General features: G+C 51.9%; 12 protein-coding genes. 2 read left to right on the top strand and 10 right to left on the bottom strand.

Annotation, left to right across the window (positions count from 1 at the left end; all coding sequences use genetic code 11):
• Positions 1–103: 103 nt before the first annotated feature.
• From P8N76_06530 to P8N76_06505, 6 genes are all read right to left on the bottom strand, one after another.
• The gene (locus P8N76_06530; protein ID MDG2381313.1) at positions 104–946 is read right to left on the bottom strand and encodes an alpha/beta hydrolase; all 843 of its coding nucleotides are present in this window, start codon (positions 944–946) and stop codon (positions 104–106) included.
• A 65-nt stretch (positions 947–1,011) separates the two neighbouring features.
• Positions 1,012–2,499, bottom strand: coding sequence for an acyl-CoA synthetase (locus P8N76_06525; protein ID MDG2381312.1), 1,488 nt, complete (start codon positions 2,497–2,499; stop codon positions 1,012–1,014).
• A 16-nt stretch (positions 2,500–2,515) separates the two neighbouring features.
• On the bottom strand, positions 2,516–3,301 hold the full coding sequence (madM, locus tag P8N76_06520) for a malonate transporter subunit MadM (GenBank protein ID MDG2381311.1): 786 nt from the start codon (positions 3,299–3,301) through the stop codon (positions 2,516–2,518).
• Positions 3,298–3,687 carry a malonate transporter subunit MadL gene (gene madL, locus P8N76_06515; GenBank protein ID MDG2381310.1) on the bottom strand — a complete coding sequence of 130 codons (390 nt, stop codon included), beginning with the start codon at positions 3,685–3,687 and terminating at the stop codon, positions 3,298–3,300. The genes madM and madL overlap by 4 nt, the downstream gene beginning before the upstream one ends.
• Before the next feature lie 204 nt (positions 3,688–3,891).
• Positions 3,892–4,092, bottom strand: coding sequence for a hypothetical protein (locus tag P8N76_06510; protein MDG2381309.1), 201 nt, complete (start codon positions 4,090–4,092; stop codon positions 3,892–3,894).
• A 364-nt stretch (positions 4,093–4,456) separates the two neighbouring features.
• Positions 4,457–6,061 carry a DUF4397 domain-containing protein gene (locus P8N76_06505; protein ID MDG2381308.1) on the bottom strand — a complete coding sequence of 535 codons (1,605 nt, stop codon included), beginning with the start codon at positions 6,059–6,061 and terminating at the stop codon, positions 4,457–4,459.
• 822 nt (positions 6,062–6,883) lie between these two features.
• On the opposite strand from P8N76_06505, the gene P8N76_06500 reads away from it, so the two are divergent.
• Positions 6,884–8,224 carry a hypothetical protein gene (locus P8N76_06500; protein MDG2381307.1) on the top strand — a complete coding sequence of 447 codons (1,341 nt, stop codon included), beginning with the start codon at positions 6,884–6,886 and terminating at the stop codon, positions 8,222–8,224.
• Between the two features lie 321 nt (positions 8,225–8,545).
• Here P8N76_06500 and P8N76_06495 read toward each other — a convergent pair whose 3' ends face one another.
• Positions 8,546–9,718, bottom strand: a complete 1,173-nt coding sequence (locus P8N76_06495; protein MDG2381306.1) for a PEP-CTERM sorting domain-containing protein — start codon at positions 9,716–9,718, stop codon at positions 8,546–8,548.
• Between the two features lie 118 nt (positions 9,719–9,836).
• On the opposite strand from P8N76_06495, the gene P8N76_06490 reads away from it, so the two are divergent.
• Entirely contained in the window at positions 9,837–12,245 is a 2,409-nt protein-coding gene (locus P8N76_06490) for a CRTAC1 family protein (GenBank protein MDG2381305.1), read from the top strand.
• Between the two features lie 75 nt (positions 12,246–12,320).
• Here the strand turns inward: P8N76_06490 and P8N76_06485 are convergent, their stop codons facing one another.
• The 3 genes from P8N76_06485 to P8N76_06475 all read right to left on the bottom strand — a co-directional run.
• Entirely contained in the window at positions 12,321–13,757 is a 1,437-nt protein-coding gene (locus P8N76_06485; GenBank protein ID MDG2381304.1) for a DUF1501 domain-containing protein, read from the bottom strand.
• A gap of 64 nt (positions 13,758–13,821) precedes the next feature.
• Complete coding sequence (locus P8N76_06480; GenBank protein ID MDG2381303.1) at positions 13,822–16,218, bottom strand: DUF1553 domain-containing protein; 2,397 nt, start codon at positions 16,216–16,218, stop codon at positions 13,822–13,824.
• Positions 16,219–16,358: 140 nt separating this feature from the next.
• Positions 16,359–17,160: GDSL-type esterase/lipase family protein (locus P8N76_06475; GenBank protein ID MDG2381302.1), on the bottom strand; the 802-nt coding region annotated here is incomplete at its 5' end.

The raw sequence follows: 17,160 nt of genomic DNA, 5'->3' as shown, positions 1-17,160 counted from the left end.
TTGATTTCCTCGCCGCGTGGGGATGGATGACTCACTCTAGGACCGTGCTAGTGAGATTGCCAGTCATTTGGATACACCAGTCCGCTCAGATGAACCAGCGGGCTCATTGTGGTTGGGGGGGGGCGCGTTTGAGGAATCGAAGTAGTAACGCGTGAGCCGGTTCCGCCATTTGACCGTGATTGAATCCATCAAGTTCGAGCAGCTTTGTATCCGGGTGTCCAACGACTTGCATCATGCGCCAAAGATAAGCGTTTTCCTCATATCTGCCCAACATTTCCAACTCGCGATCGCCGGTGATCAACAGCAGGGGTGGCGCATCGTCTCGCACGTGATAGAGCGGTGCCATCTGATCGATGATAGGTTGTTTGCCGTCGATTCCCCGTTCGCTGCGAACGGTGAAATGAGTAATGGTGTGGCCGCTGAAGGGGATGAGTCCGGCGATTCGGTTTGCGTCGATTTGATGGACTTGCAGCCAACGCTTGTCGAGACCGATCATACTGGTCAGATATCCACCGGCTGAGTGCCCGCTGACGAAGATGCGTTGAGGTGAGCCGCCAAAGTTGGCAATGTTTTGAAAAGTCCAGGCAACGGCTGCAGCCGCATCCTCGACATAAGCAGGCGACTTGACTTTAGGATGTAAACGATAGCTGACTGCGACGACGGCGATTTCTTGTTCCTGCAAACGTTTGGGGATTGCCCGTTTTCCAGCTTTTAGACCGCCTCCATGAAACCAGACAACGGTGGCAAAATCCTTGATTTGGGTGGGGTAATAGAGATCGAGTCGACATTGCGCTCGCATGTAGTCGGTCAAATTGTTGTCGCTTCGGTACAAGATGTTAGATGCTAACTTGTAAGCAGGCGATGCAGATGGGGAATCCTGGGACCACGCCGTTGAACAGCAGGTAACTAGACACAACAGAAATGTAAGATGAGTGCGAATAGCCATATTACTTGGATGCCTTGCTCAATGAATCATTTCATGAAGTCGAAGGATAGGGTCTTGGGTAGATCCTAAAAGAATTTACGGACAGCGGGCTTTGTGATTTTTCCCATCGCGTTTCGTGGAAGCTGATCCACGACTAACAGGTGTTTGGGAATTTTGTATTGAGACAGCCGACCTTGGCACCAGTTTCGCAGTGATTCGAGTTGAAGCATTGTGTCGTCTTGAACCACGATGGCAACGGCAACGGCTTCACCCCAGGTGGCATCTTCGACCCCCACCACAGCGCACTCACGGATTGCTTCGTGTTGCAGCAAAGCGGCTTCGATTTCAAGTGCTGATAGCTTATATCCACCACTTTTGATGATGTCGACTGACTGGCGCCCCATGATGCGGTAATAGCCGTCTTCGAGTACGGCTACGTCGCCCGTCTGAAACCAGCCTTCATCAAATGAATCAATCGTCACACTCTCCCGATCCCAGTATTCAAGGAAAACACATGGTCCGCAAACTTGAATTTCGCCGGGTTGATTCTCGCCTGCGATAATTTCACCCGTTTCGGATTTTAGCCGCAATTCAACAAGCGGTAATGGCTGGCCGACTGCACCGGGTCGACGTTCACCGTGATAGGGATTGGAAAGTGCCATGCCAATTTCAGTCATGCCATAACGTTCCAGTAGTTGCTGATTGGTAAGTCTCGTCCAATGCTCGTGGACGCTAGCCGGCAGGGCGGCCGATCCGGAGACCATGAGACGCATTGCCGCAAATCCTGCGATAATGGCTGACTGAGAGTCGCTGGTCTCAGACTCGATCGCTTGAATCAATTTGACATAAATTGTCGGTACTGCCATGAATACCGTGTAAGCGCCCGCGGCAACACGATTGAGAATCAGGTCGGTTTTGAACTTTGCAAAGGGTTCGATGGTAGCGCCCGACCAGAGAGCACAGGACATCACATTGATTATTCCATGAATGTGATGGAGTGGTAGGAATAGTGGAATGCGATCAGTCGACTCCCACTGCCAAGCTTCGACCAATGTGGTGATCTGAGACTCGATGTTGGCATGAGTCGTGACCACGCCCTTGGGAGTGCTTGTTGTGCCGCTTGTATAGAGAATCATCGCCCGGCGGTCGGGCGTGATTGGCGGTAATGTGTCGGTATTGTTTTCTGATGGGACGTCGGGCGTCAGCGTGCGTAAATCGAATGCTTCAATGACGGAGGTAAGTTGTTTCAGCTGATCTTGGTTAGCGATCAAGCAGCAAGTTTGAGAGTCCTTGAGAGTATAGCTGAGTTCCGGTACCGTCGCCGACAGGCTCAATGGAACAGCGATTCCACCGGCAAGCCAGACGCCCCACTGCGCTACGACGTAGTCGACGCCCGCTGGAATAAGAAAGCCTATTCTTGCTTCCTGTAAATCGTCACGTCCGTCCAGAAGTTGGTGAGCCAATTGCTCCGCACGGTCAATTAACTCGGCATAGGAGTGTTTGTCATGGTCAGATTGAAACGCAATGCGGTCACCATGGACACGCGCTCTTGCTAAAAGTTGAATGGATTTCATCTTTTTCCTTGAGCAATTAGCTGGCGACCAAGAGTGGAACAAGAGTGCGAATCACGATAAACACCAATGAAGGTCCGAGCAAACAGCCCAGGCCGGTGTAAAACGTCGCCGTCATGGCGCCGTAGGGTACAAGTTTAGGATCGGTTGCAGCTAGGCCTCCAGCAACGCCGCTCGTCGTACCCATCAAACCGCCAAAAATGAGGGCCGACCGTGGATTGTCGAGTCCAATCGATTTGGCAACCAATGGGGTTGCCGTCATGACAAGTATTGATTTGATTAATCCAGCTGCCACGCTCAACGCCATAACGTCCGACGACGCACCGAGCGCGCTGCCCGTCACGGGGCCGACAATGTAAGTTGCTGTGCCCCCTCCGATCGTAGTCATGCTGACCGCATCACGGTAACCAAAAGCGTAGGCAACCGAGGCACCTACGAAGAAAGATAGAAAGACACCGATCAAGAGCGACACAATGCCGCTCAGGCCCGTTTTTCGAAATTCATCGAGCCTGACACCAAAGGCAGTTGCCACAATTGACAGATCTCTCAACATGGCGCCGCCCATGATGCCAATGCCTGAAAGGACCTCGATGTCAGCAACCCCTTTTTTTCCACCTGTTGCAACACCGCCGAGATAGGCGAAAATCAAGCCGATAAGAATTGCGATTGCCGAACCGTGTAGACGACCGCGTAGGATGCGATTTGAAAGAAAATACGATATCCAAACGGTAGAACCAACGATCGCGAACGCCGTTACCAAATAATATTTCGTCAGCAGACTGTGCATTGCATCGAGCGAGCTCATGAAGAGTTTTCCTCCCCAGGTAACTCAGAGTGCGGTTTCCCCCAGCGGCTGATGATTGGCACCATGGCAAAACTCGCGATGACTACTATGATACCCGCCAGAATAGCGATCGGACCACCTTTCATCGCTGCAACAACGTCTTGGCTGGCAGCCATTGCGACAACAATTGGTATGTAGATGGAACTCCAAAATAGGATTCCGCGCTCGGTAGGGGGCTGCAAATGACCGCTATGGTGCAGGCGGTCGCAAATGAAAATCAACAGCAGCATGGCGATGCCAACCCCACCTACGTTCGCATCTACCCCCAGGATTAGCCCGAATAGCTTGCCGACGATTAGCCCTGCGAGCAGGCAGATTGACAAGAGCGACGTTCCGTAAATTGCCATCTCGCGATTCCACCGTTTCCGTTTATTTTGAGAGGCTCGCCACCGTAACCTAATTCAGTCGGATTCGCCATTGTACTCGAATTCGAACTGGGAATGCGGGGAGTCCCAAGTGAATGAGATTGCGAGACTCACCCTGAGCCGATGAGGCTTGCGAAATGAAGCGAGGTCGCTAACGCCGATTATTCTTCCAGTTGAACTGCCGTTTCAGGGAGCATCAGCATAGAACCGATGAAAAAGCAAATCGCCCCCTGCAAAATAAATGCGATTGATCGTTTCAGGTTGCAGAAACCACGCTTTTGCCAATTCGGTACTCAGGCTGAATCCACTGGCGTCGAAAAGCACGCTGGGCCAATCGCGAAGATGATGCCGATCCAACAGTTGAGTTGTCGCGGCAACCAGAGGCATGTCGTGAGGATTTCTGTCAGTGCGACTAGCCGTTTATGCTCTGGCAAAACCAAGTGCTTGCGGAAATGGCGGGAACTCCAAATCAATACTGACGGATCGGGTTGCCGGTAGACACGGCGAGTGACGAACGGATGGGGTCCGCTGGCGTCGAGAATTTCGAGAGTGGAAGCTCCGTTTGCCATGCAACTTGTTGTGGGAGAAATTCAACCAATTCGTTGAACGGTACCGCCTATTTGCTTGTTGCGCGAAGGGAGAGAAGGTGAAACGTTGTTCGTTGCTTCCCCGCAAGTTCTCGCAACCCTATTAAAAAACTCTCACGTGCTAGGCACGTGAGAGTTTACGCGTTGCGAGCATTCGTTGCGGCTTAGCCGATCAGCAAACTGTTAGTGTCTTCGTCGTCAGCAAACAGGCTGTCGACTGCCATGGTGGCTGGTGCTGGATGACCGGGAGACTGGAAGTTGCCGGCTTGGAAGGCCGAAATCAGATCTGACGAGTCAAATACTCCGTCTCCATTCCAGTCGCCTTGTTCAAACGTAGCGTGATCTCCCGTATCGTATTTACCACCCTGGAAAGCGAGTACAAGATCGGCCTGATCAAATACACCGTCACCGTTCGAATCGCCAGGGATGGGTGGGAGCGATGCTGTTGGCAAGAGAGCGGAGGTTCCATCGGCGAATACTGCAAGCAATCCGAAGGAGGGATCTGACTCGTCTGCGGGAGCCAGGAATCCAGACGCGGCGACGACCAAGGCTGCTCCAGCAGCGCCACTTAGGTCGGCTTCGAAGGAAGCCACGACTGCGTCATCATCGCCAGGGGTGATGTCGATCGTGTAACTGGCGGGAGCGACTGATAGGTAATCCGGCGCGAATTCCGGGTAGGAAATGTCATCGACCAGAATTCCAACTCCACGCGCCACCACGTCAACCGTGGGTGCATCGGGCGATCCGTGAACGACCAAGAATTCAGCGTTCCCTTCTGTCGCGGCAGCCTCACGTCCCATGTCGGTGACGGCCAATCCGAATGCTGGCTGTCCCTCACGTCCGAGTGGATCGCCCGCAGCCATCGCCACGTAAGTCTCGCTTGCCAGATTGACGGTGGCGCTGTAGACCGGGTTGCTGTTGTCCGCTGCATCCGCCGCGGTGATATCAAGCGTGATATCCACTCCGGAGGGAACTTCAACAAAGGGAGATGCGTCGCGGAACGCGAAGTCATCAAGCAGCAAGGCGTCGTTGGCATAAACATCGACAACGGCAGCTTCTGCGTAGGGTGAGTTGTGAATGACCTGAAGCGAGGCCGGCTCTGGTGCTGCTGTTGGCAAGAGAGCGGAGGTTCCATCGGCAAATACCGCAAGCAGTCCGAAGGAAGGATCTGACTCGTCTGCGGGAGCCAGGAATCCAGACGCGGCGACGACCAAGGCTGCTCCAGCGGCGCCACTTAGGTCGGCTTCGAAGGAAGCCACGACTGCGTCATCGTCGCCAGGGGTGATGTCGATTGTGTAGTTGGCGGGAGCGACTGATAGGTAATCCGACGCGAATTCCGGGTAGGAAATATTCTCGACCAGGGTTCCGACTCCACGCGCCACCACGTCAACCGTGGGTGCATCGGGCGATCCGTGAACGACCAAGAATTCAGCGTTCCCTTCTGTCGCGGCAGCCTCACGTCCCATATCGGTGACGGCCAATCCGAATGCTGGCTGTCCCTCACGTCCGAGTGGATCGCCCGCAGCCATCGCCACGTAAGTCTCGCTTGCCAGATTGACGGTGGCACTGGAGACTGGATGGCTATTGTCCGCTGCGTCGGCTGCGGTGATATCAAGCGTGATATCCACTCCGGAGGGGACCTCAACAAAGGGAGACGCTTCGCGAAAAGCAAAGTCGTCCAGCAACAAAGCGTCGTTTGCGTAGACATCGACGACGGCAGCTTCTGCATACGGTGAGTTATGAATGACCTGAAGCATCGCCGTCAGCATGCTTCTGTCTTCGAGTCGCTCGTGCTGCAAGCCAGATCGTCTACATGACTGTGGTCGGGATTTAAATCGCTTCGACTTTCGCAATTTCATAGCCTCTTCCTCCAATTCACAAGCAGGTACTTTGAGCTGGCGCTCGCTTTTATAGGTCTGCTCCTAACTCTGACAAGTTATGAGCTTTTAAGAGGTTAATTCTTGATAGTGTGGGAGGTGATTCGCATTGATTGACCCATCAAAAGACGGTGATGCAAAGGTTCTTGAAGTTGCACAGAGAGCAATGTTTGTCGTGAATTGTTCCCACTCGTCTGTTGGTCATTTCAGGAGTGTGTATTGCGATGCGATGCTATTTCCTGCTGGTAGCCGTTTCGCTCAGTAAAAAGAGTGACCATTAATCCCTTCATATTTCCGTCACTTCGCCTCGGCTCGAGGCGATATTATCTACGTCGCCCGTTTGCTTACGTCGCCGATAAATGGAGTGGTGGATCTCGGCGTTATGATTATTTTCTCGCAATTGCCAAATTGAATTTTTTAAGTTGAGGGACTTGCAGCGATCGTTGCTGGCGGCAATTGGCAAGGAAAAACTTTTTTCCGCGAGCTGTTTTCGGCTCGTCTTTTGCCTGCGAAGAAGTTACAAGTTGTAGTAGTCCCTTGTTTCAGGTTTTGGGGAATTCCCGCAGGCGATCGGGAACGAGGTTGCTGTGCCGAATGTTTCTGGTCATCATTTTTCTGTCTGCGGTGTTTTCACAAGTATTGAATCTGTCGGGGGGTGTTCAGCGCCGAGGTGTAGTCGATTGGAATGCGAGAAAGCAAAGGAATTTTGAACCGATGACTGTCCAACCTAGTGTTAGTTCTCTTCGAGGTTTGGGATTTCTAAGGTTGAGTCAGTTTTTGAGTAGCCTCTGCGCCACTTTATTTTCGGGAACTTTGTTGCACGGACAAATCGAATTTGAATCGAAACCGATTAGTTACCAATCGACGGTTGCCTCAGACCCAATCTCCAAGTTGAAAATGAAGATTACGAGTGGTGTATCCAAACTTGAGTACGATACCGAACACGGCTATTTACGGTCGTTACTTGAGGATCTCGACATTCCCATTTCGTCGCAGATGTTGGTGTTCTCAAAGACCAGTTTTCAATTGCGTCAGATTTCTTCACGGCGACCACGTGCGATCTATTTCAACGACGACGTGTATGTTGGTTGGGTGCAGGGCGGTGATGTGTTGGAGATATCCGCCGCCGATCCACAACTAGGTGGCGTCTTTTACACGCTTCGCCAGAAGCAAATGGAACGTCCTGATTTGGTCCGTGATCGAGGACAGTGTATCGTTTGCCATGCTTCATCTCGAACTTCTGGCGTACCAGGCCACCTTGTACGTTCTGTCTACGCAGATCAATCGGGGCAACCGTTTTACGGCTCAGGCACTTTCACGACAGATCAGCGTAGCCCGTTTAAAGAGCGTTGGGGAGGCTGGTATGTGTCAGGGACCCACGGGGCAATGCAACACATGGGAAACGTGACCGTGACCGATCGTGATCATCCAGAAGTCTTGGACCTGGAGGAAGGCGCGAACGTTACGAATCTGCAGCCGTGGCTTAACACAAAGCCCTATTTGTCTTCGCACAGTGACATCGTTGCTTTGATGGTTTTGGTGCATCAAACGCGAATGCACAATTTAATCACTCGTGCCAATTACGAGACTCGTTCCGCGTTTCACTACGATCAAGTCATGAACAAGGCGATGAATCGACCAACGGATTTTCAAAGTGAATCAGCAAAGCGGCGAATACGTTTGGCGGCTGAGCGGTTGGTCGAATACATGTTGTTTGCTGACGAGTTTCAACTCACCGCGCCGATTCGAGGAAGTTCGAGTTTTACGACAGAATTTGCTTCACGTGGGCCTCGTGATCGCCACGGCCGTTCCCTAAGAGAATTCGATCTGACGACTCGAATGATGAAATATCCTTGCAGCTTTCTGATCTATTCTAAATCTTTCGAAGGCTTGCCGACTGTTGTCAAAAGCCATGTTTACCAAAGACTATATGCGATCCTCACCGGGGAAGATGAACGTGATCGTTTTCATCACTTGTCAGGGCCGGACCGTCAGGCCATTCTGGCAATCCTGTGTGACACGCAAGATGATTTACCAGCTTATTGGACTCGGTAGATTTCATCGAATCTTGTGCTTTGCCGTGCGGTTACCACCGATCGGTGCTTCTACTTGTCGCTTGATCTGCAGAGGGCAGATGATGGTGGGGCTTATCGATTACGAAGCCCACGCATGGAAAGAGACTGGATTCTGAGACGGTAGGGGGACCGGTTGCAGGGAAAGCTGAGTACGAAAGCGATTTGCCAAGCTTCATGGTTTCCTTGGCAAATCAACCTTCAGGAGAATCCCGAAAGAACGGTCGCCTATCAACGATGCTGAAACGCAATGCCCCCCAAAGCTTTGGGGGGCAGAGATTGATCGTTCGTGGGGCCAAGCCACTTACTTGCGGCGACGGCTGCTTAGTAGCAGACCGATGATTCCCAGCAGTAATCCAGTGGCTGAGGCTGGCTCGGGTACCAAGGCGGCCGCCGGTACACGAGGTCCTTTTTCATACCCACCCGCTGCAAATGCCGCGACGAAGTCGCTGCTATCAAAATCACTGTCTCCGTTCCAGTCTCCATCCGACCAGGTTGAGTTGTTCGAGATTGCGTCCTCGTACTGGCCCTTGGCAAAGACTGCGACAAAGTCACTACTGTTGAATTCGCCGTCGAGATTTGAATCGCCCAAGTAGGTCATTTTGAGATCATTTACCCAGAACAGTCGGTCGTCGTTGTTGACCAGAGAGTTGCCGTCAACATCCCATTTGCTGTCCGTTGCTCCATCCCTAACGGCTGCCGATAACGCTTCGATATCATCGCCATCGAGGACGCCGTTCGCATTAAAATCACCCGGTTCGCCAGCAGCACCCGCGATCGGAATTTTCACAGTATCGAATCCAATCCAGGCCCAGCCTCCGGAGTAGGAGTCAAAGACATCGACGGAATACTGTTTGCCATTATTCGCGAAGCTCGCCAACTCGGCTTCCGGAATCGCAACGGTTTCCCAGTCTTTTCGTGTGACAGGGTCATCGGGTCGCGCTTTGCCATCATTTTCGTGAGAGGAGAAGCCGAATGCGACGTATTCGTTAGCATCGATGTCCAGCAAACCGAATCCCTGATAGCCGAGGCTGTCCTTCAGTTCCATCATGTCTTCGGGTTCTTCGGGTAAGAGATCTACTTCGGGATCGTATGGTCGGTTCGATTGTGCACCGCCACCCATCATATCGATCGTCAAATCGCCTGACGCGCCCAATTCGAACGGTGGTGATCGCAAGACTTGCGTATAGCAAATCGTAGCGCCCAGGCAATCACGAGTGCCCCAAGGATCCGGCACCACACGAAAATCTCCCGAGGTCGCCGCCAAAAGCGTGAAGCCGTCGTTGATGTCGATCGGTTCATCGGAAGCAATCCATCCGCTGTCGCTGTCGTCTACAGGGAAGGGCGTTCCCTCCGGCGTAATGTAATCCCAACCTTGAAATGTCCCGTCATCAAAGTCGTAAGTGAGCGTGTCGGCCAGCAGCGTGCCGCATGAAAATACGATCGAAAGGGTGATTAAAAAACCGAATCGCGTCATGATATTTTTTCTCTGTGGCTCGTATTCATGTTCGTCCAGTAAAATAGAACTGACAAGGCACCCGATTTTGGTGTGTACAATCTAAAACAGAGTTTAAGCACTCTTGCGTTAAATAGCGATGATCAATGTGTTAAATATTCATAACGCTGGATTTTTTTCTGCGAAATTGTTTGTTTTGTGTTTCGTCATCGGATGTGATTTTCCGAAGCCGAATGATGACACGCAACAATCGCCGGTTGAAATTTCGGCCAAAGCCCCTGCTGAGCTTGCTTCGCACCCCGCGACGCTGCAGCCAATCCTCGAAGATTCTCCCGGTGAATCATCATTGAATCCCTCGGATTCGTTGAACCGGCTCAAGGCTGAACGTCAGCAATTGGATCAGAATGTCTGGTCGGAGGAGGTCGCTGCCCAGGCATATGAACAGTATTTTGTTTCACTCTGGGATAAATTGCGAGTTGCTGAACAACCGCTTGATGTTTTGGCTCATGTGTTGTTCGATCGCTTGTCGTTTCCGATGCCTACGCACGCGGAAAACTTGGAATTGGGCATCCGCCGATTTCAATTCAGTGACCAGTTGCAGAACGTGACTCCGGACGGTTGGCAGGAAATTGGAGCCAAGTTGAAACAGCAGCAGTTTCGCTTGCTTGAATCGGAGTGGCATCACGCAACTTTTCAACGCACATCCGAAGGTGCGCATTCGGTGGTTGGTTTTGTTTTGCATCTGGCTCGTCCACTGACAGGTACATTGGAAGAGGACGTTCCTCAGCAACGCATTATTGTGCGTGGCAACCTTGATGTGAAATGGAAAGAAGGTCAGCCGGACCCACAGCCGGCTGATTTAACCGTTCGGGATTTGGAGATCCTTGCGCGTACAGGACGCCCTGTATTTCGGCGGGTGTTGACCTATCGTCGTCGCCCTGACCAACATGCAAGCGCTCATCCCATTATCGTCTACGATCTTGATGGCAATGGTTTTCCAGAGATTTTGATTAGTCGTTGGAACCGTGTTTACTGGAATCAAGGGGCAGGGCGATTTAAAGAAGCATCCTTGTTCAAACATTTCGTTCCGCTGGCTGAGTCGGGTGTTGTCGCCGATTTGACTGCCGATGGGCGAGCCGATTTTGCTGCTGTCGATAAGCAGGGCCGGCTCGTGATTTATGTTGGTAATTCGAAGGGTGAATTCAACGAGGAGCCCGTTGTGGATTCGGTGATTTACGCCCCGGAAGCAGCTGCCATTACTGCTGGAGATGTCGACGGAGATCGGGATTTAGATCTTTGGGTCACGCAGTACAAGCCGGGGTACCGACAAGGCCAGATGCCGACTCCCTATTATGATGCGAACGACGGTGAACCGTCGTTTCTCTTGCTGAATGATGGTCGGGGACATTTTACTGATGCGACACAATCGGCTGGTTTAGCCGCGAAGCGTAGACGCCGTACCTACAGCACTTCGTTGTTTGATTGGGATGATGATGGTGATCAAGATTTGTTGGTTGTCAGTGACTATGCAGGCGTTGACTTACACGAAAATCAGGGCAATGGTCATTTTGTTGATATCACCGAAAAAGTCCTGCCTGAGCGTCACTTGTTCGGGATGGCCCACACCTTGGCTGATTTTGACCGAGATGGGCTAACTGATATTTATGCAATTGGAATGAGCAGTACGACTGCTCGACGACTTGATCGACTGGGGTTAGGGCGTGAGGATCGTCCGGACATTCATCGAATGCGTGGTGCGATGGGTTACGGAAATCGGATGTATCTGCGTCGTCAAAACGATTTTGCTTCGCCTTCGTTTGCTGCCCAAGTGGCACGTACCGGATGGTCTTGGGGCACCACCTCATTTGACTTCGACTTGGATGGCGATCGAGATATTTACGTGGCAAACGGTTTTCGAAGCGGTCAGTCATGTCAGGATTATTGTACGACCTATTGGCGCCATGACATTTACACCGGATCTTCTGATGAAAGTAAACCTCTGCAATCATTTTTTGCCGACTCTTTGCGCGACTTGGATCAGGGGCAGATATCTTGGAACGGCTTTGAACACAACCGCTTATTACTCAGTATCGATGGGCAAAAGTACACCGATATTGCATTCCTGTTGGGAGTCAGTTTTGAATATGATGCCCGCTCCGTCGTCGGGGCCGATCTCGACTCCGATGGGCGACCGGATTTAGTTGTTGCTCAGTACGATTTTGTGGGGCAGGGCTTTGAGACGACGTTGCATGCTTATCAAAACACTTTGCAGACCGACGCTCATTGGATTGGCGTTGATTTGCATCATCATGCTGAGGGATGTTCGCCAATCGGCGCCAAAGTCGTTGTGCACACCCCTGATGGTGAACAAATAGGTCGAGTGGTTACGGGGGACTCATTCTTGGCACAGCATCCGGCTCGATTGCATTTTGGTCTCGGGGAAACCAGCCAAGTTGATTTGGTAGAAATTTTTTGGCCTGATGGAACGGTTGATCGCCACAGGGATTGGTCCGTTGATCGTTATCATCGGGCCCTTCCGGAAAAATAGCGAGTGCACTTGCTCGTAAAGTTGACGACGAGCTTTTTAGGGCAATCGGAAAATTCCATTCGTCGTTGGTTGAGCCTAGGCGATGATGTCGTGAACGACCTTGCCATGCACGTCCGTTAATCGGAAATCGCGACCTGAGTAGCGATAGGTAAGTCGCTCATGATCCAATCCCATCAGATGGAGAATGGTGGCATGGAGGTCATGCACGTGAACGCGATTTTCGACTGCCGTGCAGCCGAACTCGTCGGTGGATCCGTAGCTCAAACCGCTTTTTACACCGCCTCCTGCCATCCATACCGTGAATCCGTAGTGATCATGATCGCGTCCTTTTTGGCCTTCGGAAGTTGGAGCTCGACCAAATTCACCACCCCAGATGACGAGCGTACTGTCGAACAGTCCTCGTTGTTTTAGATCCTTGATCAGTGCCGCAATGCCCTGATCGCAAGCTTGAGCGAGCCGTTTGTGACCTCCCGCGATATCGCCATGTCCGGTATCCCAGGCGATGTCATAGCCATCGATTGAATGGGATAGCTGCACCATACGGACGCCACGTTCAACGAGACGTCTTGCCAAGAGACAGCCCTTGGCATATTCGCTGTCGCCGTACATATCGAGTGTGGTTTGGGTTTCTTGGGTTGTATCGAAGACATCGGGAACTGCAAATTGCATGCGGAACGCCATTTCCATGGCTTGAATGCTGGCTTCCAATTGTTGGTCGGTCTGTTGTTGCTCCAAATCCAAATGATTCAGCTTGGCTAGCAGATCGGCTTGTTGGCGTTGCGAGGCTCGAGGTAGCCAATTGTTCTTCAAGTCCCGCAAGATTTGGTCCTGCTTCATTTCGGCGATATTGACGTAGGTTCCCGCATAGGCACCTGGCAAAAATGAGTTTCCCCAATTGGCCAGCTTGCCGCGCGGTTGAGCTCGCGGACTCATTGCGATGAATCCAGGCAAATCTTGATTCTCGGTTCCCAGGCCGTAGGTCAGCCAAGATCCCATACTTGGGCGGCTGGGTTGCAAATGGCCCAGATTCATCATCAGCATCGCGCCGGCATGTTCCGGGATATCGGTATGCATTGAATGAACAAAACAGAGGTCGTCTACGTGTTGCGCGACATGTGGGAAAATGTCACTAACCCATTTGCCCGATTGGCCGTATTGTTGAAATCCAAACGGGGAGGGGAACAAACCGTTTTTTGTATTTCGCAGTGTCTTGCGATTGACAATGCTTGGACGTTCTCCCGCATGTTTATCAATCTGCGGTTTGTAATCAAAGGTATCGACTTGCGACGGACCACCCGGCATGAACAATTGAATGACGTGTTTGGCTTTCGGTGCAAAGTGGGGAGCTTTGGGTGCCAAGGGAGACCCTGCCTGAGTCGCGTGGGCCGGTTCGGCAGCGAGCATACCCGCCAGGCCGAGCGAACCGAATCCAGCCCCAATTCGCTGCAACATCTCGCGCCGATTGACGGGGGGATGCGGATTTCGGTGGGGGCGGGCGGCACGATGGCTCATCGTCGAGGCTCCTCAGGTCATTGCTTGACCGCGGGGTAAATCTGGATTCCGAATTTACTAGAAATTATCGCACATACATGAACTCGTTGGAACTCAAAAGCACCTGTGCATATTGCACAAATCTGGCCAATTTATCGCCATTTTCGTCAGGGTTTTTCAAACTAGAGTTGTCCGAGACAAATCTGCGCCCCAATTCTAATTCGTTTGCACGGGGTAATCTTCCGAACAGTAGGCGATAGGCTAGCTCGATACGTTGGTCATCATTCGTTGCAGCCGTTTCAAGTTTTGTGGCCAGAGCCTCGGCACGATCCACCATGAATCGGCTATTCATCAGGAAGAGGAATTGTTGGGGAACGATGCTGGATGGTCGCTGAGCCACTGTCGCACGCATCAAAGGGAAATCGAAGAGCCTTAGAAATCGATCTGATTCGAAGACATCTCCGTTTCGACTTACTTTTGCATAGAGCGTGCGGCGTCGAGTTGAAGATAAGTTATCGAGCGGTGGTCCACCAATCGTCAGGTCCAATTCGCCGGTCACCGCCAGTAACGAATCTCGCCAGGCTTCGACATCCATTCGGCGTGGATTCATTCGCCAGATAAGACGATTGTCACCGTCGCGAGCGAAATTGTCCGAGTTCATTTGGCTGCTCATTTGATAGGTCGATGACGACATGATCTGCCGATGCAGTGTCTTGATCGACCAGCCGGATTCGATGAAATTTGCCGCCAGCCAGTCCAGTAGCAGGGGGTGTGTCGGTGTCTCACCGAGTGAACCGAAATTGCTCGGCGATCGCACGAGTGCTTTACCGAAATGTTGCAGCCAGATCCGATTAACGATCACCCGCGCGGTGAGTGGATTGGAGGCATTCGCGATCGAATTAGCCAATTCGATTCTTCCGCTGCCCTCTGAGTAAGGGGACCGTTCGGTCGCTGAGAGTATTTCCAGGAAGCGGCGCGGGGCTTCCTCGCCTGGCTTGCGCGAATTGCCACGCAAGGCAACGTGTAGATTGCTGCTTCCCTTGTCGTGCAGCGCGTGGGCGGATGGATATTTGGACGGAGCGGACTTCCGCAGCTCATCGAGCTCTACTTTCCATTTTTCGAGCTGAGTTTGTTCTGATTTAGAAAGTTCTCGATTCTCCTGTTTGGCTTTCTTTTGCAGTTCGTTGATCTGCTTCTCGCGCTGCTTAATCTCGTTTTGGCGGTCATTGTAAGCCTTGACGATGTCGTCGGAGACAAGTGGTGTTTCACGCACACCACTGTTGTGGAAGATGCCTGCGAGTGAATAATAATCGATCTGAGGGATCGGATCGAACTTGTGGTCGTGACAGCGAGCACAGGAAACGGTTAACGCCAGGAAGCCACGCGACAAGGTATCCATGCGATCATCTAAGGTCTCGCTCTTTGCCTGAGCGACACTGTCTGGATCTCCCCCATCAGACTGATAATTGGGTCCAAGCGCGAAGAAACCGGTTCCAATTGCGTCACTTTGAGTGCCGAGTAGGTCTCCAGCGATTTGGGCTTTCACGAATTGATCGTACGGTTGATCGTTGTTGAAGGCTTTCACAACCCAGTCGCGATATCGCCACGCGTGTTGATTTGCCCGGTTGTCAAGGAAGCCGCCGTAGCCATCCGAGTAGCGTGCGACGTCGAGCCAATGGCGTCCCCAACGCTCACCGTAATGCGGGGAAGCAAGCAAGTTGTCCACCAAGTCGGCGATTGCCTGTTGTCGACCTTCGGCCGCTGCCGAAACGAATTCGTCAACTTCATTCGGCGTGGGTGGAATGCCGATCAGGTCCAGGTAAATGCGACGTGCGAGAATCTGTGGTGAGGCAGCTTTCGCCGGTGGCAAGTTTGCGGATTCAAGAGCCGCCAATACAAATTGATCGATATCATCCTTTGGCCAATCCGTCTCGTTGACCGTTGGCGGAATAGGTAACGTGATGGGTTGGAGCGACCAGTGTTCGTTGCGAAAATAGTTCCAGTCGTAGCCTGTTTCATTCGCGATCTTTGCATTCGTTTGATCCGCGGGCCATTTGGCTCCTCGTTCAACCCATTTCGTCAGCGCCGCAATCTCGGCGTCGGCCAATTTGCCGTCCGGTGGCATTTCATTTTCTTCATAGCGGACGGCGCGAATTAAAAGGCTCTCATCCGGTTTTCCGGCCACAATGGCGGGACCACTCTCGCCGCCTTGAGTCAAGCCATCGGCTCGATCGAGATACAAGCCGGCTTGTAACTTTTCTGATTTTCCGGAATGGCACGAATAGCAGTGCTCGGCCAGGAGCGGCCGGATTTTTGTTTCGAAGAACTCATGCTCGGCTGCTTGAGCCGTAGCGCTACTGAACAGCATCAGCAGGCATAACAAGGATCGATTAATGGAAGTAAACAGGAGAGGGCAGTGCATCGGCAAGTCGCAGTGCATTGGCAAGTTGCTGTTGGGGTGGGGATCCTGCAGTGTCTCCATAGCATAACCTTTGCTCCACGCTTGTCGCTAGTAGAATTCAGCGGTCAATTTCGCGGCCGCCGTGAATCCAATGATTGTTCTTGGAGATGTCGTAACTCTCCGTTGTAAGCTGTCAAACCAATTGTTGGGCGGCAGAAGAGTTATTCCCTCGGATTTGACGTGTTCACGCTATCCTGATTCATTCGTTGGGTGAGTTTTTCGGCTTCTTGTTCGGCCTGTTTGACGGGTAAACCAGATCTGATACCGGGTCGTTTGTGTCCGGCCGCAGCAAGGTAAGCATCTCGTCGCAATTTCAAGCGTTGATCGACGAGCTTTCTGATTTGCTTGTCGCCTTTGTCATTCAATGGCCCGCCGAACCAATCAATCAATTGCTCGGCGATAAATCGATGCCCTTCGGCATTGGGGTGAACGGCATCAGGTTGGAAGGTGAAATTAGGGTTTGATTTTCGACGTTCCGATAATTCGTGTGACATCGGACCATGCAAGTCGATGATCATCCAATCATCGTTCTCTTGCTTTACCAGCCATTTCGAATACTCGTTCAAGACCTTGTTATACGAGTAATTTTTTTGGGCTCGTTGGTCATCGAAGCATGGTGGCGTGATTAGAATTAATTGAGCGCCAAAGGCTTCGACTTCATCTTTCAGTTTCGTGATGCCCTGCTGGTAACGTTCGAATCGTTGCTCGTTTAGCGGTTGATAGATGCCACAGTTAATTCCATAGCAGGCGAAGACGAGGTCCGGTTTTGTGACCGTTAGCACCCGCTTCAGGCGTTCAGCAAGGTCGGGGCGAGGGAATTGCCCACCGGCGTGTCCAGCTTCGCTAAGTCCGGATACTGTTTCGCTGGGAAGACCTGCGTTGATAACCACGGCTCGATTGGCCAGCTCTTGCGATACTAACCAGGCATCGAACCATGAAATGTATTCCCCGGCATAGGTGATG

Source organism: Pirellulaceae bacterium (assembly GCA_029243025.1).
Taxonomy (GTDB): domain Bacteria; phylum Planctomycetota; class Planctomycetia; order Pirellulales; family Pirellulaceae.
Note: the sequence above shows the minus strand (reverse complement) of the source record. Positions and strands in the feature narration are given on the sequence as shown.